At 62.6% G+C, this 18125-nt stretch carries 19 protein-coding genes; 13 read left to right on the plus strand and 6 right to left on the minus strand.

Annotation, left to right across the window (positions count from 1 at the left end; all coding sequences use genetic code 11):
• Window positions 1–16: 16 nt before the first annotated feature.
• The 6 genes from BVG79_RS09455 (at window position 17) to BVG79_RS09480 (ending at window position 6014) form a co-directional block, all read left to right on the plus strand.
• The gene (locus BVG79_RS09455; protein WP_085787346.1) at window positions 17–1453 is read left to right on the plus strand and encodes a flavin-containing monooxygenase; all 1437 of its coding nucleotides are present in this window, start codon (window positions 17–19) and stop codon (window positions 1451–1453) included.
• A gap of 25 nt (window positions 1454–1478) precedes the next feature.
• The gene (locus BVG79_RS09460; protein ID WP_085786674.1) at window positions 1479–2402 is read left to right on the plus strand and encodes an ABC transporter permease; all 924 of its coding nucleotides are present in this window, start codon (window positions 1479–1481) and stop codon (window positions 2400–2402) included.
• Window positions 2399–3250: an ABC transporter permease gene (locus BVG79_RS09465; protein ID WP_085786675.1), complete on the plus strand. Its 852-nt coding sequence runs from the start codon at window positions 2399–2401 to the stop codon at window positions 3248–3250. The genes BVG79_RS09460 and BVG79_RS09465 overlap by 4 nt, the downstream gene beginning before the upstream one ends.
• The gene (locus tag BVG79_RS09470; RefSeq protein ID WP_085786676.1) at window positions 3247–4260 is read left to right on the plus strand and encodes an ABC transporter ATP-binding protein; all 1014 of its coding nucleotides are present in this window, start codon (window positions 3247–3249) and stop codon (window positions 4258–4260) included. Before BVG79_RS09465 ends, BVG79_RS09470 begins: the two co-directional genes overlap by 4 nt.
• Window positions 4257–5138: an ABC transporter ATP-binding protein gene (locus BVG79_RS09475; protein WP_085786677.1), complete on the plus strand. Its 882-nt coding sequence runs from the start codon at window positions 4257–4259 to the stop codon at window positions 5136–5138. The genes BVG79_RS09470 and BVG79_RS09475 overlap by 4 nt, the downstream gene beginning before the upstream one ends.
• Before the next feature lie 69 nt (window positions 5139–5207).
• Window positions 5208–6014 (plus strand): inositol monophosphatase family protein, encoded by an 807-nt coding sequence (locus BVG79_RS09480; protein WP_085786678.1) that lies wholly within the window; start codon window positions 5208–5210, stop codon window positions 6012–6014.
• On the opposite strand, the gene BVG79_RS09485 is transcribed toward BVG79_RS09480, so the two are convergent.
• A complete protein-coding gene (locus tag BVG79_RS09485; protein WP_085786679.1) occupies window positions 6015–6947 on the minus strand; it encodes a sugar-binding transcriptional regulator in 933 nt (310 codons plus the stop codon).
• A gap of 156 nt (window positions 6948–7103) precedes the next feature.
• Between BVG79_RS09485 and BVG79_RS09490 the strand changes: the two genes are divergently transcribed.
• Genes BVG79_RS09490 through BVG79_RS09510 form a run of 5 tightly spaced genes read left to right on the plus strand, consistent with a single transcriptional unit; the run spans window position 7104 to window position 11733 of the window.
• Window positions 7104–8417, plus strand: coding sequence for an extracellular solute-binding protein (locus tag BVG79_RS09490; protein WP_085786680.1), 1314 nt, complete (start codon window positions 7104–7106; stop codon window positions 8415–8417).
• A complete protein-coding gene (locus BVG79_RS09495; protein WP_085786681.1) occupies window positions 8404–9399 on the plus strand; it encodes an ABC transporter permease subunit in 996 nt (331 codons plus the stop codon). Before BVG79_RS09490 ends, BVG79_RS09495 begins: the two co-directional genes overlap by 14 nt.
• A gap of 4 nt (window positions 9400–9403) precedes the next feature.
• Entirely contained in the window at window positions 9404–10324 is a 921-nt protein-coding gene (locus BVG79_RS09500) for an ABC transporter permease subunit (RefSeq protein ID WP_085786682.1), read from the plus strand.
• A gap of 18 nt (window positions 10325–10342) precedes the next feature.
• The gene (locus BVG79_RS09505; protein WP_085787347.1) at window positions 10343–11083 is read left to right on the plus strand and encodes a glycerophosphodiester phosphodiesterase family protein; all 741 of its coding nucleotides are present in this window, start codon (window positions 10343–10345) and stop codon (window positions 11081–11083) included.
• A complete protein-coding gene (locus BVG79_RS09510) occupies window positions 11080–11733 on the plus strand; it encodes an HAD family hydrolase (RefSeq protein ID WP_085786683.1) in 654 nt (217 codons plus the stop codon). The genes BVG79_RS09505 and BVG79_RS09510 overlap by 4 nt, the downstream gene beginning before the upstream one ends.
• 49 nt (window positions 11734–11782) lie before the next feature.
• Here BVG79_RS09510 and BVG79_RS09515 read toward each other — a convergent pair whose 3' ends face one another.
• Genes BVG79_RS09515 through BVG79_RS09535 form a run of 5 tightly spaced genes read right to left on the minus strand, consistent with a single transcriptional unit; the run spans window position 11783 to window position 16443 of the window.
• A complete protein-coding gene (locus BVG79_RS09515; protein WP_085786684.1) occupies window positions 11783–12610 on the minus strand; it encodes a glycerophosphodiester phosphodiesterase in 828 nt (275 codons plus the stop codon).
• A complete protein-coding gene (locus BVG79_RS09520) occupies window positions 12603–13610 on the minus strand; it encodes an ABC transporter ATP-binding protein (RefSeq protein WP_085786685.1) in 1008 nt (335 codons plus the stop codon). The genes BVG79_RS09515 and BVG79_RS09520 overlap by 8 nt, the downstream gene beginning before the upstream one ends.
• A 9-nt stretch (window positions 13611–13619) precedes the next feature.
• Entirely contained in the window at window positions 13620–14426 is an 807-nt protein-coding gene (locus tag BVG79_RS09525; RefSeq protein ID WP_085786686.1) for an ABC transporter permease, read from the minus strand.
• Window positions 14426–15298 (minus strand): ABC transporter permease, encoded by an 873-nt coding sequence (locus BVG79_RS09530; protein WP_085786687.1) that lies wholly within the window; start codon window positions 15296–15298, stop codon window positions 14426–14428. The genes BVG79_RS09525 and BVG79_RS09530 overlap by 1 nt, the downstream gene beginning before the upstream one ends.
• The gene (locus BVG79_RS09535; protein WP_085786688.1) at window positions 15298–16443 is read right to left on the minus strand and encodes an extracellular solute-binding protein; all 1146 of its coding nucleotides are present in this window, start codon (window positions 16441–16443) and stop codon (window positions 15298–15300) included. Before BVG79_RS09535 ends, BVG79_RS09530 begins: the two co-directional genes overlap by 1 nt.
• Before the next feature lie 250 nt (window positions 16444–16693).
• On the opposite strand from BVG79_RS09535, the gene BVG79_RS09540 reads away from it, so the two are divergent.
• Together BVG79_RS09540 and BVG79_RS09545 are read left to right on the plus strand one after the other, a co-directional pair.
• Window positions 16694–16903 (plus strand): hypothetical protein, encoded by a 210-nt coding sequence (locus BVG79_RS09540; RefSeq protein ID WP_085786689.1) that lies wholly within the window; start codon window positions 16694–16696, stop codon window positions 16901–16903.
• 88 nt (window positions 16904–16991) lie between these two features.
• Window positions 16992–18104 (plus strand): MFS transporter, encoded by a 1113-nt coding sequence (locus tag BVG79_RS09545; RefSeq protein WP_085786690.1) that lies wholly within the window; start codon window positions 16992–16994, stop codon window positions 18102–18104.
• Window positions 18105–18125 lie beyond the last annotated feature (21 nt).

An 18125-nucleotide genomic window follows, 5' to 3' on the forward strand; every position in this document is an offset into this window, starting at 1 on the left:
CGAAACGGGGACGAATATGACCGACACCTCACTTCAGGCGCTAGAAGCGCGCCTTGCCGAAGATCTCGACCGGCTGTGCTTTACCGGCAAGGACTGGGTGCCCCGCACAACGGTGGGCGACCAGCCTGTGCGCGATGTTGTGGTGATCGGCGCGGGCATGTGCGGGCTGGTGACATCGGTGGCGCTGCGCAAGCACGGCATTCTAAACCATATCGTCTATGACAAGGCCCCCGCAGGGCTGGAAGGTCCGTGGCTGACGATCGCCCGCATGGAAACGCTGCGCTCGCCCAAACAGCTGACGGGCCCGGCCTATGGCCTGCCCTCGCTGACCTTCCGCGCGTGGTACGAGGCCAGCCATGGTACCGCTGCGTGGAACGCGTTGGACAAGATCGTCGTCGCTGACTGGATGGCCTATCTGATCTGGTATCGCCGCGTGATGGACGTGCCCGTGGTTAATGGGGCCGAGATGACCGGCCTGCGCAACGGCCCCGATGGGCTGATCGCATTGGAAATGGTTATCGACGGGCAGCCCGAACGTGTCCTGACGCGCAAGCTAGTGCTGGCCACTGGCCGCGACGGGCTCGGTGGGCCGTTCCTGCCCGCCGCCGCGCAAGCCCTGCCCGCCCATCTGCGCGCCCACTCGGCCGACATCATCGATTTCACCGCGCTGGAAGGCAAAGTCGTCGGCGTCGTCGGCGCGGGCGCCTCTGCAATGGATAACGCCGCAACCGCGCTGGAAACCGGTGCCGCTGCTGTCCACATGTTTATCCGCCGCCCTGATATTCCCCGCCTGAACAAGGGCATGGGCATAGGCAGCCCCGGCATGACGCACGGCTATGCGGCGCTGGACGATACGTGGAAATGGGCGATCCAACACCATATCAACGCGGCGCAAACGCCGCCGCCGCGCGCCTCGACCCTGCGCGTATCGCGGCACGAAAACGCGTTTTTCCATCTTGCCTCGCCGCTGAACAGCATCACGCGTGTGGGTGATCAACTGCAGGTCACCACGCCCAAGGGGCAGTATCTGCTGGACTACATGATCTTTGCCACCGGCTTTATGGTCGATTTCGCGCAGCGCCCCGAATTGGCCGCGATTACACCGCATATCAAACTATGGCGCGACGAACGCCTGTCCGCCGACCTGCGCGACGATGCGCTGGCGTTTTCACCCGACCTCGGGCCGGGGTTCGAGCTGCAAGAGAAAGAGCCGGGCACCTGCCCGATGCTGAACAGCATCCTCAGCTTCAACTTCCCCTCGACCCTTAGCCATGGCAAACTGTCGGGCGACATTCCAGCCGTCAGCGAGGGGGCCGACCGCATGGTGCGCGGCATCGTCAGCAGCCTGTTTACCGCCGACATCGATCAGCACTGGCAAAGCCTGGTCGACTACGATGTGCCCGAACTGCTGGGCGACGAATGGCAAGACGCCGATGCCGAGGGCAGCGCATGAGCCGCAACCAAACACGAGGGCTGAGATGAGCCGCTATCTTCTGCGCCGCTTGGCCGAGGCTGTCATTTCGATCTGGGGCGTGCTGACGATTGTGTTTTTCGTTGGCCGCCTTCTGGGCGACCCCGTGTCGCTGCTGGTGCCCATTGGGGCATCTACCGCCGATATGGACCGTCTTCGCGCGGGCCTTGGGCTGGATCTGCCGCTGTGGCAACAATACCTGACCTATATGGGCCAAGTGCTGAAGGGTGACTTCGGCACGTCTTTCGTCTTCAACCAGCCCGCCATGCAAGTGGTGCTGGAACGCATGCCTGCCACGATTGAACTGGCGATGACGGCGCTGGCCATCGGCATAGTCATCGGCGGCACGGCGGGCATCATCGCCGCGCTGAACAAGGGCCGTTGGCCCGAAACGCTGGTGCTGGGCTTTGCTATGATCGGCCAAGCGACCCCCACATTCTGGCTGGGGATCATGTTGATCCTGTTCTTTGCCGTGCAACTGGGCTGGGTGCCCACGGGCGGTTACGGCACAGTCCAACACCTGCTTCTGCCCGCCTGCACCGTGGCAATCTTCATCTCGGCCTCGATCGCGCGGCTGCTGCGCTCGTCCATGCTGGACACCCTGCGCGAGGATTACGTCCGCACCGCTAAGGCCAAGGGATTGATGCCACGCACGATTTTGCTGTGGCATACCCTGCGCAACGCCCTCATCCCCGTCATCACCATGATCGGTATTCTGGTGGGCGAGCTGCTGGGCGGCGCGGTTGTGACGGAAACCGTGTTTGCATGGCCCGGCGTCGGCCGGCTGATCTATCAGGCCATCGACCAGAAAGACTTCCCCGTTATTCAGGCGGGCGTGGTTTTGGTCGCCACTATCTTTGTCCTCGCCAACTTTCTGGTCGACCTGCTGTATGCCGTGCTTGACCCCCGCATCAAAGAGGGTCGCGCATGAAAAAGTTCCTGTCGTCCCTGCTACGCAGTAAAGGCGGGTTGATCGGCGCGATCATTCTGCTGGTGCTGGTGGCCATTGCGCTGTCGGCCCCGCTGTTCGATCTGCCCAGCCCCATCCGCAGCGACCTGCGCGCCCGCCTTGTCGGGCCGACGTGGACGGGGCTGTTCAGCCCCGGCGCGCACCCCTTCGGCACAGACCCCAACGGCCGTGACATCTTGTCCCGAGTCATCTACGGCGCACGGATCTCGCTGTCGATCGCGCTGGCGGCGGTACTGCTGGGCGCCGTGATTGGCGTCACGCTGGGGATCATCGCCGGCTTTGTCGGCGGCTGGGTCGATGCGGTGCTGATGCGCCTTGTCGATATGCAGCTGGCCTTCCCGCTGGTGCTGTTCGCTTTGCTGGTTGTCGCGGCCCTTGGGCCAAGCCTGACGAACCTCATCATCGTGCTGGGGATCACCAGTTGGACGCAATACGCCCGTATCGTGCGCGGCCAAGTGCTGGCCCTGCGCGAGCGTGAATTCGTCCTGTCCGCCCGCGCGGCGGGTACCGGTGCCTTCCGCATCATGGCGCGCCATATTCTGCCGAACGTCGTCACGCCCGTGCTGGTGGTCGGCACGCTGGAACTGGCGCGGATCATTGTGATGGATGCGGCGCTGTCGTTCCTTGGACTTGGTGTGCAGCCCCCAACCCCCAGCTGGGGCCGGATGCTGGCCGACGGGCGCGTCTACATCACTTCGGCATGGTGGGTCGTGACGTTCCCCGGCATCGCCATCGCCCTTACCGTCCTCAGCGTGAACCTGCTGGGCGACTGGCTGCGTGACTACTTTGACCCGCGGGGTGCAAAATGACCGATACCCCCCTTCTCGAGGTGCGTAACCTCTCGGTCGTGTTCGACACCCCTGCGGGCGTCGTCCACGCGGTAAACGACGTGTCCTACACGCTGCACAAGGGCGAGACCTTGGGCGTCGTGGGCGAGTCGGGTTCCGGCAAAAGCGTGCACGCGATGGCGATGATCGACCTGATCGCACGCCCCCCCGGGCGCATTGTCAGCGGCGAGGTGCTGTTCAAGGGCCAAGACCTGCTGAAGATGTCGCAAAGCCAGCTGCGCGACATTCGCGGGCGGCACATCGGCTTCATCTTCCAAGACCCGATGACGGCCCTGAACCCCGTTCTGACCATTGAACGCCAGTTGATTGAAACGCTGACGCGCCACCTGCACTTGACGCCCGCGCAAGCCCGCACCCGCGCCATCGAGCTGCTGGAACTGGTGCAAATCCCCGATGCGGCGCGGCGGATCAAATCCTACCCGCACCAGTTTTCGGGCGGCATGCGCCAGCGCGTGATGATCGCCATGGGCATTGCCTGCGGCCCCGAACTGGTCATCGCGGACGAGGCGACCACCGCCCTTGATGTCACCGTGCAAGCCCAGATTCTGGACCTGATGAAAGACCTGCGCCGCGACAGCGACACAACGCTCATCTGGATTACCCACGATATGGGCGTTGTGGCGGGTCTCGCCGATACTGTGCAGGTCATGTATGGCGGGCGCATTTTGGAACGCGGGCCGGTGGATGCTGTCTTTGCCAGCCCGCGCAACGCCTATACGTGGGGCCTACTACGGTCGCTGCCTGCCGAAGGGGGCGCCAAGAAAACGCGCCTCTACCAGATCCCCGGCACGCCGCCCGACCTGACGAAACCGCCAGCGGGCGACCCCTTTGCCCCGCGCAACGCATTCGCCACGCCGCGCTGCTTTACCGAAATGCCGCCGTTGCTGCCCGCCGTCGGCAGCGACCCCAACCACCTTGTCGCCGCTTGGTATGACCTGCCCGCGCTGCTGGCGCAGAAAGGCGCGCAATGACCGAACCGCTGCTTTCCGTCAAAAACCTGTCGAAAACCTATCGCGGCCCCGGCGGGAAAGAGGTGTTGGCCGTGCGCGGCGTCAGCTTCGATCTGGCCCCAAGGGAGATCCTCGGGCTGGTCGGCGAATCCGGTTCGGGAAAAAGCACTACTGGTCGCCTTGTGCTGCGGCTGGAAGATGCCACCAGCGGCGAGATCACCTTTAACGGCCAGCGCATCGACCAGTTGGCCCAGCGGCAAATGCGCCCGATCCGCCGCGACATGCAGGTGGTTTTCCAAGACCCCTATGCCGCGCTGAACCCACGCATGACCGTCGGCAAATTCGTGGCAGAACCGCTGGAAATCCACGGCCTAACCCATGGGCGGGGCGAGACGCGCGACCGCGTGGCCGCGCTGTTCAAGCAGGTCGGCCTCGACCCCAGCTTCATGGATCGCTACCCGCATGAATTTTCGGGCGGTCAGCGTCAGCGCATCAACATCGCCCGCGCCATCGGCATCAACCCCAAGTTGATCGTCGCGGACGAGCCGATCACCGCGCTGGACGTGTCGATTCAAGCGCAGATCGTGAACCTGTTTTCCGACCTGCAGGAAGAACTCGGGCTGGCCTATCTGTTCGTCGCGCATGATCTGGCGATGGTGCGCTTCCTGTGCCACCGCGTCGCGGTGATGCTGCGTGGCCGGATCGTCGAAATCGCCCCGACCGAGGCGCTGTTCGAAAACGCCCAACACCCCTACACGCGGGCGCTGATCTCGGCCATTCCGATCCCCGACCCCGCGCGGGAACGCGCACGCAAGGCGCAGGTCTACACCCCCACCCCCGAGGCGCTAGAGGGGGAACTGCGCGAGGTTTCCCCCGGCCATTTTGTGCTGCAGGGCTAAATCGCCATCAAACTGTCATCTGGCAGGCATAAGGCGGGGGGATTCTTTCCCCGCCAAAAAGCACCTGAGATGACTGAGCAATTCCACCCCTCGCCCCGCCTTGCCGCCATGATCGCCGCCGCCCACGCGGGCGGTGCCGTCGCACGCGACGGCCTGCGCCACCGCAACGCCGCCGAGGTGGTTCACAAGCGTCCGCGCGACTACCAGACCGAGGTCGACGTCGCCGTTGAACGCGTGATCGTCGCCGCCCTTGCCCCCCACTTCCCAGACCACGCCATCGGTGGCGAGGAAGGCGCCGACGACCGCGAAGGCCGCGGCGCGGGCGAGCTGGTGATCGACCCCATCGACGGAACGACCAATTTCATGTGGGGCATGCCGCATTTCGGTGTGGTGATCTCGTTGGTCGAGGCAGGAGAGGTCGTCGCAGGCGTTGTCTACGACCCCATGCTGGACGAAACCTTTTGCGCCGAAGCGGGTCAAGGTGCTTGGCTGAACGGCACCCGCCTGCGCCTGACGGCCAGCACCGACGCCGTAAATGCCGTCTTTGGCGCAGGACTACCCATTCCGGGCCAAGTCCAATCGGTGTCCGAGGACACCTACCACAGCGCCCTGCGCCGCCTGATGGACACCAGCGCCGGTGTGCGACGGCTGGGCTCGTCCGCGCTGTCGACCGCTTGGGTCGCGGCTGGGCGTCTGGACGGTTTCTTCGAGGATATGCTGTCGCTGCACGATTACGGCGCATCCATGCTGATCGTGCGCGAGGCTGGCGGCTTGGTCACCGACCTGCGGGGCGGCCCTGTCACCAACCCCGGCGCCATTTTGGCCGCGCGCCCCGGCCTGCATGACTGGCTGCTGGCCGGGTTCGCTGCGGGTTGATCACACCAGCAGGTTAGTGGCGTTTTCGCTGTCGGTGACGAGAACACTCGCCAGACCGCCCGCCAAAATAGCCCGCACCGCCTCTAGCTTATAGGCACCGCCACCGGCCAGAATCCGGTGGCGGATGTGTTTGAAACGATCCAGCGCAGGCGAAAAAACCTGCGCATTGATCGGGTGGTCGATCGGTTGCCCCGCTGTGTTCAAAAAGTGCCCAGCCACCTCGCCGACAGCCCCTGCCGCCAGTAAATCCTCGCGCGTGACGCCAGCCGGCAAGCCATAGCGCACCTGCAGTGAGCGTCCTGAAATATCCCCGATACTCAGATAAGCCATATCGACCGTGCAGATCGTCTCGAACGTCTTGCGGAACACATCCTGCGCGATGATCAGATCACGCGACCGGGCCGAATCGGCATAAATCGGGGCAACCAGATATTCGCAAGCCGCACCGAACACATTGGCAAAGCCCCGCACAATTTCGAATGTGTTGATTTCAGACCCATGGGTCAGCCCCCCCATCACCGACCTGATCTGCATCTGTGGACGCGCGGCGGGCGACATAGCCTGCACCGTCTCGCGCAGGGTCGATCCCCAGCCGACACCCATGGTCTGGATATCGTTCACCACGATGAACCGGTCCATCCAATCGGCGATAGCGCGCCCCAATACCGAATGCATCTGCGCCGGATCAACCGGCGTTGGCACGACCAAAGCCGCATCAAGGCCGTAACGGGCGCACAGGTCGCGTTCCAGCCCTGCGCATTCGCCAATCTTGCCGCTAAAAGATATTTTCACGAATCCCTCGCGCAGGGCAGCAGCCAGAACCTCGTTCACACGGCGGCGCGTCACGCCCAGCGCATCCGCGATCTGGGCCTGGGTCAACCCCTCCATATGGTACAGCCATGCAGCGCGGGCCATCAGCTCATTTGCATCCATGCGGATCTTACCTTTTTTCTTACTCATCCGGCCAAAAGTAACAAATGTCATTTAAGCGTAACATTTGTACCCTATTCGATCACTAACGCCACCCCGCAGCTGATTCAAGCACCCAGCGCGGCAGGCCCAGCCTTAAACCGAATAAGGAACAGAACAATGAAACGCTTTGCACCTTTATCCCTGGGTGTCGCGCTTGCGGCGCTGACAGCACTGCCCGCCAGCGCCCAAGATCGTGTCCAAATCGAATGGTGGTATGCCGTCAACGGCCGTCTGGGCGATTTGGCGCAAGAGATCATCACGCGCTTTAACGCATCGCAAGATCAGTACGAAGTTGTCGGCACCTATAAGGGCAACTACGAAGAAAGCATGGCGGCGATGGTTGCGGCCTATCGCGTCGGACAGCAGCCCACGATTTTGATGGCAGCCGAGCGCGGCTTTATGACCATGTTGAACTCCGGCGCGGTTGTTCCCGTGAACCAGTTGATGGCCGCGCAGGGCTATGATGTCGATTGGGATGACTTCATCGCCCCCGTGGCGGGGTTCTATGTGGTCGATGGTGAACCAGCAGCCCTGCCTTTCAACTCGTCAACGCCCATCTTGTGGTACAATGCCGACCAATTCCGCGCCGCAGGTTTTGATGGCCCCGCCGATACCTGGCAAGAGCTGGAACAGCAGCTTTACACCCTGAAAGCGCAGGGCATTTCCGAATGCCCGATGGTCCTGAACGGCGATTTCCAGTGGGGCATGCTGGAAAACTATTCGGCGATCAACGACATGCCTTGGGGCACCAAAGCCAACGGCTTTGACGGGCTGGACACGGAATTCGTTTACAACACGACGGGCGTCGTCGATCAGGCCACCCGCATGGGCAAATGGATGGAAGACGGCGTTCTGCACCTTGCGGGCGAGGGGATGAACCCGCAGCAGATGTATATCGCCGAAACCTGCGCCACATTGATCGCCTCGACCGCAGGCCACGCGGGTGTCGAACAAGGCGCCCAGTTCGACTGGAGCGCCACCTATCTGCCCCACGAAGCCGGCATCACTCCGAAAAACAGCACTATCGGTGGCGGCGCTTTGTGGGTGGTCAACGGCAAAAGCGATGCAGAATACGCGGGCGCGGCGGCCTTTTTGAACTTCGTCTCCAGCCCCGAACTGCAATCGTGGTGGAGCGGCGAGACCGGCTATGTCCCCGTGACCAATACCGCCTATGAAACCATGCGCGACGCTGGCTACTTCGAGGCCCATCCGACCCGCGAAATCGCCATTTTGCAACTGTCACGCGGCACGCCCAGCGACAATTCGCGCGGGTTCCGCTTTGGCAATCACAACCAAGCCACCGCCATTCTGGTCGAGGAAATGCAGGCCATCTGGACGGGGCAGAAAACCGCACAGCAGGCCCTCGACTCGGCCGTTGCGCGGGGCAACGACATCCTGCGCCAATACGAGCGTATCCATGCTGGCCGCTAAATCCGGCAGCACGATCACGGGGGGCGCGCCATCGCGCCCCTTTTCGGCGTTGTGGGCCCGCATCATGCGCGCCCAACAAAACGCGGCTGTCAACGGGCTGAAAACCACCCATTTCCGCAAACCGGGCGTGGCGTTTTGGCTTTTGGCCCCGCAGGCCCTGATCTTGTTGTTTTTCTTTTATATTCCGGCCTACAAAGCGCTATCGCTGGCCTTTGTGGAAACCGATCCTTTCGGCTTGTCGGTCATCTTCGTGGGCTTTGACAATTTCACCCGCCTCTTCGCCAGCCCCGCCTACCGCGCCAGCGCCGTGCTGTCGTTGGTCTTTACGCTGGTTCAAAGCGTCCTGACGCTTGGCCTTGCGACAGCGCTGGCCTTCGCCACCGATCGGGTCGTGCGCGGACAGGCGTTTTTCAAAGGCGTGATCCTGCTGCCCTATGCCATCGCGCCTGTCGCGTCGGGCACGATCTTTGCCTTTATGTTCAATCCGAATGTCGGGCCAATGGCCCACATGCTGCACGCGATGGGCCTACCGTGGAATCCCGCTATGCGCCCGCTGGACGCGCAGGTCCTGGTCGTGATGGCGGCCGTTTGGAACCACCTGTGCTATGATTATATCTTTTTGGTCGCGGCGCTGCTGTCGGTCCCCCGTTCCCTGATGGAGGCCGCCGCCCTAGACGGCGCCGGCGCGGTGAAACGCTTTTTCACCGTCTCGTTGCCGATCATCATGCCGACCTTCTTTTTCCTGATGATCATGAACCTGATTTACGGCCTGTTCGACACCTTTGGCCTGATCGAGACGATGACACGGGGCGGCCCTGCCGCAGCCACCAACACACTGGTTTACAAGGTCTATCAGGATGGTTTCGTCCAGTTGGATCTGGGCAGTTCTGCCGCGCAATCCGTGGTTCTGATGGGGATCGCCATGGCTTTCACCATTTTGCAATTCCGCGCGGTCGAGCGGCGCGTCAACTACACGGGGTAATCACATGGTCGAACGTAACCCTTGGCTGACCTTTGTATGCTACCTGATCCTGGCGGTCGGGGCGGCTATTGTCTGTGTGCCGCTGTATCTGTCGTTCGTGGCTGGTTCGCTTGACTATGTCCGGCTGCAACAGGCCCCGTTCCCCTTGCTGCCCGGCGACAATTTCTGGGCCAACATCACCGAGGCATGGCAAAAAGCCGATTTCTCGCGCCTTTACCTGAACTCGCTGATCGTCACGCTGGGCATTGTCGCGGGCAAGATCCTGATCTCGCTGATGGCCGCCTTTGCGATCACCTATTTCCGGTTCCCCTTTCGCATGACCATGTTTTGGCTGATCTTCATCTCGATGATGTTGCCGATCGAGGCGCGGATCATCCCGACTTACGAGGCAATCGCCGATGTCGGCGGGCCGCTGCGCGACCTGTTCGCCGCGACGGGCCTGACAGGGTTGATCCATACAGTCACCGGCTACCGGTTGGAGATGGCCATGAACTGGAACCTGATCAACAGCTATCCGGGACTGATCCTGCCGCTGATCGCCTCGGCCTCGGCCACATTCTTGTTCCGGCAGTTTTTCATGACAGTGCCAGACGAGCTGCTGGAAGCGGCAAAGTTGGACAACGCAGGGCCGGTGCGCTTCTTTTTCGACATCCTGCTTCCGCTGTCGCGCAGCAATGTGGCCGCGCTTGCGGTGATCTTGTTCATCGGCAACTGGAACCAATACCTGTGGCCCATGCTGTTCACCACCACGCCCGACATGCGCACCGTCATATTGGGGCTGCGCAGTCTGGTGCCTGGCCCGGATCAACCACCGGCATGGAACCTGTCTATGGCTGCGGCGTTTTTCGTCATGCTGCCCCCTGCCCTTGTCGTCATCTTCCTGCAACGCGCCATGACGCGCGGCGTTGTGGACGGTGACAAATAACCCCCGAAAGGAATGAACATGACCCTTATTGCCGGTCACCGCGGGGCCCGTAACCTATGGGCCGAAAACAGTCGCACGGGCTTTCTGAACCTGCGCCAGATGCCCGTCGAGGCTGTTGAATTCGACATTCACCTTGATGGCGCAGGCGAGATCGTGGTGATCCATGACGCGACGCTGGATCGCACCACCGACCACGCAGGGCCTGTCAGCGCCCTGCCCGCAGGCGCCCACCGTCAGGTTTTGCTAAAGGACGGCCACGGCGACACCATTCCCACGCTGGCGGACGTGCTGGACATCTACAAAGAAACCCCGTTCGAGCTGCATATCGAGCTGAAAACCGACGCCAACGCCCTGCCCTATGCTGGGCTAGAGGCCAAAACGATCGCATTGGTGACAGCTTTGGGCATCGCCGATCGCTGCGTCCTGACCAGCTTTGATCTGGGCGTTTTGCAGACCCTGAAAACCCTCGCCCCCCATATTCGCAGATTGTCGTCCTATGATCGCAAGGGCGCAGACCGCGACGGCGTGCTGGTGGGCTTGCAAAAGCGGCTAGATCTTGTCGATATCCTCGCCGTCGAAAAATCGCTGCTGGGCGCACATTGGGACATCTTTGCCCAGCACGTCCCGCTAGAGCGATTGGGCGCGTGGGTGACCAACACCCCGGCGGATCTGGAAAAGTGGATGTCCTGCGGGTTGCGCCAGATCACGACAGACAATCCCGATGTGGCTTTGGCTGTCCGCAAGGCTCTGACCGTATGAACGCGATCATCTTCGACTGCGACGGCGTTCTGATCGATAGCGAACCCTTGGCCAGTGCCACGCTGGCCGCCGCTCTGCGCCGCAAAAATATCGCGATCACGGCCGAGGAATCCCACCGCGTCTTTACCGGCAATGCCTTGCCCGTCATCCAGCAGATCTGCGTCGAGACCTACGGCCTGCAAGATGTTGATGGCTTGTTCGCGCAGTGGCAATCCGATTTGTTTGCCGCCTTTGCAACCCAGCTGCGGCCCATGACCGGCATGATCGATCTGCTGGCGGGATTGGGGGGGCCAATCTCGGTCGCATCGAACAGCAGCAGCGCGCGCCTGCGGGCCAGTTTGGGGGTCACGCCCCTATGGCCTTTGTTCGCCGGACATATCTACAGCGCAGACATGGTCCCCCAGCCCAAGCCCGCACCCGATCTACTGCTGCTCTGCGCGGCGCGGATGCAGGTCGCCGCGCAAAATTGCACGATGATTGATGATAGCCCCCACGGGATCACCGCGGCCCGCGCGGCGGGCATGCGCAGCATCGGATTTGTCGATCCAAACGATCCCCGCCCGAACAGAGCCGCTGCGCTGCGGGCCGCCGGGGCTGACCATGTCGCAACCGGCGTTCCCGAACTTCGGTCCCTGTTGCGGCACGCATAACAAAAACCCCGGCCAAATCGGCCGGGGTTTCTTTTTTTAAGGCTGTGCGTTAGCCCTGCAGGGCGCTCCATAACGCCAGGGGGTCGTCAGTCGTAATCTGCGCGACACCCAGTGCCATCAACTGCTGCGCGATCCCGACGGTGTCGGCTGTCACGCGCTGCAAGGTATAGGCATCGACAGGGCGGCCAATAGCGCCGACCAGATCAAACCCCGCAACTGCGCTGGAAAGAACGACGCGGTAATCCAGATAGATCATCCGCGCATCGCCTGCCGCCTGCAGCGCCCGCGCGGCAAAACCCGCATAGTCTCCGCTGGCATCCAGCCGTTCCAGTGCGCCGAAATGGCACGGATCATACCCCGTCGCCAAATCAGGCAGTTCTGCCGACAGCCGCGCAACAGCCTGCGCATCGCCCCCCGACAGGATCATATGGCGCTGCACCGGCTGCACGGCCTGAACAAAGGCCGCAATATCAGCATCCTGCAACGTCGCGCTGGTTTCTTTCATATCCAGCTGCAACTGGGCGCCCGCCGGCAGGTCATGCGCGGCCAAAGCAGCACACAGATCCCCCAGCAGCGCCACGCCCGTTTGGGTCAGAGCCCCGTGATCATTGCGGCGGCGCAGGCGACGGATCGTCTCGGCATCGGCGGCATCAACGCGGCCATGTCCGTCGGTGCCGCGATCCAGCGTCTCATCGTGCAGAACGGCAAAGCCGCCGCCCGCATGACGCACCAGATCAACCTCGACCCGCGCACCTGCGCGCAGGCCCTGCAAGATGCGGGCGGGATCGAATTCCATATCGCCCGCCTGCCGCCGCCCACGGTGCCACTTCAGCCATGTGCGACCATGGGCATGATCGATGAACAGCGGCTCAGTCATGGAACACCGCCACATCCGTGGCCGAGGGGCGCACGCTGTCGCCCATCATCCACGGCGCGCCGGGCGGGCAGATGACTTTCAGCCGCGCGTCACAGCCGTCGATGCCGACCTCGGCCAGCATATGGGTGCCGAAATCGGTCACGCGGTGAATGCGCCCACCCTCGCCCCGTTCCAACTGCATCGCCTCGGGGCGGATGGCCAGCGTGGCGGGGCCATCGCCGACATTGGCACGGGTGCGGAACAACGGGTGGGTCGAGTGCTGGGCGCGGAAATCGGTCTTCACGAAGTTCATCGTGCCGATGAAGCCCGCAACAAAACGCGTAGCCGGTTGGCGGTAGATGCGCGCGGGCGTGTCAGCTTGCTCGATCATCCCATCTTTCAACACGACGATGCGGTCTGCCAGCGCCAGCGCCTCGTCCTGCCCGTGGGTGACGAAGACGGTGGTGATGCCCAGACGCTGCTGGATATCACGCAACTCTTCGCGCAGGTGCTCGCGCAGGTGTTGGTCAAGACTGGCAAAGGGCTCGTCCAGCAGCAAAATTTTAGGCTCTAGCGCAAGCGAACGGGCCAAGGCCACGCGCTGCTGCTGCCCGCCAGACAATTGCCAGACGCGGCGCTTGCCATAGCCTTCCAAACCCACCAGCGTCAGCACCTCGTCCACCTTTTGGGCGATGGCGGCTTTGGCCAGACCGCGCAAGCGCAGGCCAAAGGCAACGTTTGCGGCAACATCCATATGCGACCACAGCGCGTGGCTTTGAAACACCATACCCGTGGGGCGCTTTTCAGGCGGCACGCGCGTCATGTCGGCCCCGTCGATCAGTACTTGCCCGCTGTCGGCAGCCTCGAACCCGCCGATCATGCGCAAGATCGTCGACTTGCCCGACCCCGACGGCCCCAGCAGGCACACCAGCTCGCCATCGGCGACATCAAGCGAGACGGATTTGACGACGGGCGTGCCGCCGAAGGATTTTTCCAATGCGCGCAAAGTCAGACTGGACATGATTTCTCCTTACACACCAAAGCCACGGGCAAAGCTGGACGAACCCACCAACCGCCGCGCAAACAGCAAGGCAACAAAGCTGGGGATCCACAGCAGCACCGACAAAACGGCCCCGTATTGGACAACGATCTGGTTATTGATGAAGGTGATCATCAGCACCGGCATGGTGCGGATCTGCGGCGCGCCGATCAGCCACGCCCCTTCGGTTTCATAAAACGTGCCGACGAAGGTCAGCAGCAGCGCGGCAAAAATCGTGGGCGCCGCCTGCGGCAGGCTGATCTGCAGGAAGACCCGCAAAGGCCCTGCGCCGGCGTCACGGGCGGCTTCCTCCATCCGGCGGTCGATGTTCTGAAAGGCCGCGACGGGAATCCAGATCATCATCATCAGCGTGCCCACCAGCTGGATCAGCACCACGCCCCAGAAATTGGACACCAGCCCCAGCCCAAGGAAGATCCCGGCAATCGCCACCAACAACCCGAATTTGGGAAAAGCGTGGCTGGCCAGAAACGACAGGAAGAAGATGTTCTTGCCCGGAAAATTCATCCGCGCAAAGGCATAGGCAGCAGGCAGGCAGATAACGGCAGACAGGAGGGTGACCGTCAGCGACAGCCGGATCGAAAGCCAGATCGCCTCCCACACATCGGCGCGGGCCAGCGTTTGGCCCCAGAACCGCGTGCCCCATTGCTGCGGCAACAACGAGGGGTAGCGCCAAACCTCGGTAAAGGCCCAGATCGCCACCACCAGCAGCGGCAGCACGATGACAAGGGCAAGGGCGGCTGCGATCAGCACGCCCAGCCAGTCGAATTTCTTTTGCATCAGCGGCGCTCCTTTTGGCCGCGCGCGATGGATCGCACGTAAAAGGCGCCAAAGACGGCACAAATCGCAAAGGTGACCACCGCCTGCGTCATCGCCATGCGCGTATCCAGCACTTGGCTAAAGGTGCGCTGCATGAACGGGCCCATCATTTCGGGGCTGGCCGGCCCCAGCACATAGGGGAAGGTGAAGGCCGAAAAGATGCCCAGCACGGTAAACGACAGCACCACCAGAATCGAATTGCCGATCTGGGGCAGGATCACATGGTGAAACACCGCCAGCTTGCCCGCGCCCGCATCGCGCGCCGCATCGACCGCGTTATCGGACACCGCGCCAAGTCCTGCGACCAGCAGCAGCACCGTCAGCGGAATATTGTCCCACACCAACCCGATAATCGGCCCCATCGGCGTCAGGTAAGGCGAGTGGATTTTGGGCAGCCCCATATTCACCAGCAGAATATCCACAGCGCCATTGGGCCCGATCGTGCGGATCAGCGCATAGGCCAGAATGACCGAAGGAACGAACAGCGGAAACAGCGTCAGCCCCTGCACGATGCTGGCAACGCGGCTTTTGGCAAAGCGCAAATACAGTGCGATCGGCAGGCAGATCGCCATCAGCAGCGCCGCACAAACCGCCGTGACCCACAGCGTCAGCCACAGGTTTTTCAAACTATAGGCATCGGTAAAGAAAAAGGCATAGGTGTCCAGCGCCAGATGCCCGTCGACCACCATCGTCCGCCATAAGGCATTGAAGATGGGGAAAATAATCAGCCACGCCAAAAGCCCCACCGGAACGGCAACAAGAAGGAGGCCGACCAGCCCCCTTCCGTTGCGTTTTCCGTGGGTCTTGGCGGCCTTGATGTCCGCCGCGCTCATCAGTCGCGGGCCACGTTCGGTGCGACGGCGCGATACCAGCCATCGTTGATCGCCGATTCCCACGCCCCGCCCGGGAATGTCGGGATCGAGGTCGGGATGACGTCCTTGAACTGCTCGCGCAGCGCCGGATCGACGTAATCCCAGCTAACACCGGGGAAACCGCCCAGTTCGGTCAACACGGCCGACTGGATGTCTTCGGTCAGCAGGAAGTCGGCCAGTTTCAGCGCAGCTTCTTTTTGCACGCCATTGGCCAGCACCACCGCACGCGAGAAACCGCCGCACAGCGCCAGATCCTGCAATTGCACAAGGCCGGTCGTCTCAGGCAGCACGCCCTGGCCGATGGCCGACAGCACTTGGTCCGACCAAACGGGAGTCATCGTCACAACGCCTTGGGCCAGCAGCTGGATCGACTGGGTGTTGCCCGCCGAATAGCTGCCGCGTTCATACAGCGCGGGGGCGATGTCGTTCAGAATGTCCCACGCTTTGCCCAGCGCCTCGGCGGCGAAAGCGTCCGAATAATTCTCGACAGTGAAGGCTCCGGGGTCGCGGCCGTTCGCCTCGTGAATGGCGCGGCGCACAAAGTTACCGCCCGAGCCACCCTTGTCGGGGCGGTTATAGATGAATTGACCGGGGTTCGCCTTGATCCACGCCGTCAACTCGTCCCAGCTTTTGGGCGCATCGGCGGGATTCAGGCGGGTGGCATCATAGGCCAACAGCACTTGGCTACCGCGATAAGGCATCGAATAATTCGATTCCAGCGCGGCGGGGTTCACACGCGACCAGTTCGACAGGCCCGCCTGCGACAGGTCGACCCAAAGGCCAGCCTCGACGGTGCCGGTCAGTTCCTCGGGGCGGAAGGATTCGAACATTTCGGCTTGCGGGTCGGCGCCGGTGGGCAGCGCGGCCAGCGCCCGCTCGCCAATAGCGCGCAGACCAGCGTTGTCGCCCGCATCCACCACACGCAGCGCAACGCCGGGGTTGGTCGCATTAAAGCGCGGCACGATCACATTCGTCCAGAAGTCGACGATATTCGAATCCGAGCTGGAATACATGTAAAGCGTCCCGTCCGCAGCCAGCGCGAAACGGGGCAGCGCAGCCGCTGCACCAACGGCAGCCGAGCGAAGCAGGAAAGAACGGCGATCCATCAAGTGGTCTTTCTGTTTTGATCCGATGGAGGGCTTTTGCGGCGCTTACACGACAAAGCCGCAACGGCTGTGCGAAAGTTTTTTGACAAGGCGCATGCGGGCGTAACATGCAGTCGCGCCATCGGGCTGCTCATACCGCACCCCAGCATCGGTGCGAAATCGACCACTCGCGCCATCGCACTGGGCGTAATTTCTGCCCGTAATCCACACCTATTCGGGTGTTGATGCTGCCGCGCGTTCGCTGATACGGATGGCGCAATTCTTCATGCTGCCCCTGCACACCGCCGCCGCCCGAGACGCTCTGCCTGACATGATATCGGGGGTGCGTTTCGCGATCGCGCTGCTGGTCGTCCCGCCCAAGATGATCGGCGCGCAACAAAAGGCTGGTGCGTTCTTGCGGCCTTCGGCGGCGCAAAACAATCGGCTACGGGCCACACCCGCCCGCAGTCGCCACATATGACAAGAAAGCGAGGCCGACTGTGCCTTCCGACCGGCCCAACACCTGGGGGCCATTCATCCTGACAGCCGCCACCTTGGTTACAGGCACCATGGGCGCCACAATGGCCAGCCCGCTCTTTCCATTATACGAGGCCGGCTGGGGCCTGCTGCACGCGCAGACCACGCTGATCTACGTGATCTATATGCTGGGCGTGTTGGCGTCGTTTCTGTTTTTTGCCCGCCTCAGCGACAGCATCGGCGCGGTAACAGTGCTGCGCCTTGCCAGCGGGCTGATGCTGCTGGGGCTGATCGCATCAGCCGGTGCGGCCCTCCTGCCGGTGGGCGGGCTATGGGTTTTGTTCACGGGGCGCTTTTTGATCGGCGTTGCCTCGGGGATGATCTCGACCGCCGCGGCTATGGGCATGGCCCAGTTAGAGCCACAGGGCATTCGGCACGCGCCCTTTGTGACGTCGGTCACAACGATGGCGGGGTTCGGGCTTGGCCCGCTGGTGTGCGGGTTGATCGCCCAATTCGCACCATGGCCGCTGATCACGCCCTATGTGGTCGTATTGGTGCCGGTGATGGCCATTCTGGCAGGGCTGCTGCGCCTGAAACCGCCCGCGCGGCCACGGCGGCCGGTCTCGCTGCTTCCGCAACTGGGGTGGCCCGCGCAAAGCGGCCTGTTGCTGGTCGGATCTTTCGCCGTATTCGCCGCCTACGCGCTGTTCAGCCTGCTGGCATCGCTTGCGCCATCGTTTCTGGGCGATGTGCTGCCGTGGCGCGGGCCAGGGGTATCGGGCACGGTCGTGGGGTCGGTGCTATTCCTGTCGGCGGGGGTGCAGATCATCGCGCGCAAACTGCCGACGGGCCGCACACTGCCGCTGGCGCTGGGCCTGATGGGCTGCGGGGCGCTGCTGCTGATCCCTTCGATGCTGTTCAACGCGGCGGCGGCCTTCCTTCTTGCCGATGTTCTGATCGGCCTTGGGCACGGGCTGTCGTTTATGTCGGGCATCCGCATCGTGCACGCGATGACGGGCGACGAAGACCGCGCAGGCGTACTGGCAAGCTTCCTCAGCATATCGTACCTCGGGGCGATTTTCCCGACGCTGGCGGTGGGGTATCTGGCCGACATCAGCGGCCTCGGCACGGCTGTGATCAGCTTTGGCGCGGCGGCGGCCCTGCTGTGCGTGGCGCTTGCCCTGCTGCAGCGACGCCTGCGCTAGCCATAGACCCGCTGGTATAAT

The organism is Ketogulonicigenium robustum, assembly GCF_002117445.1.
In the GTDB taxonomy this organism is placed as follows: Bacteria; Pseudomonadota; Alphaproteobacteria; order Rhodobacterales; family Rhodobacteraceae; genus Ketogulonicigenium; species Ketogulonicigenium robustum.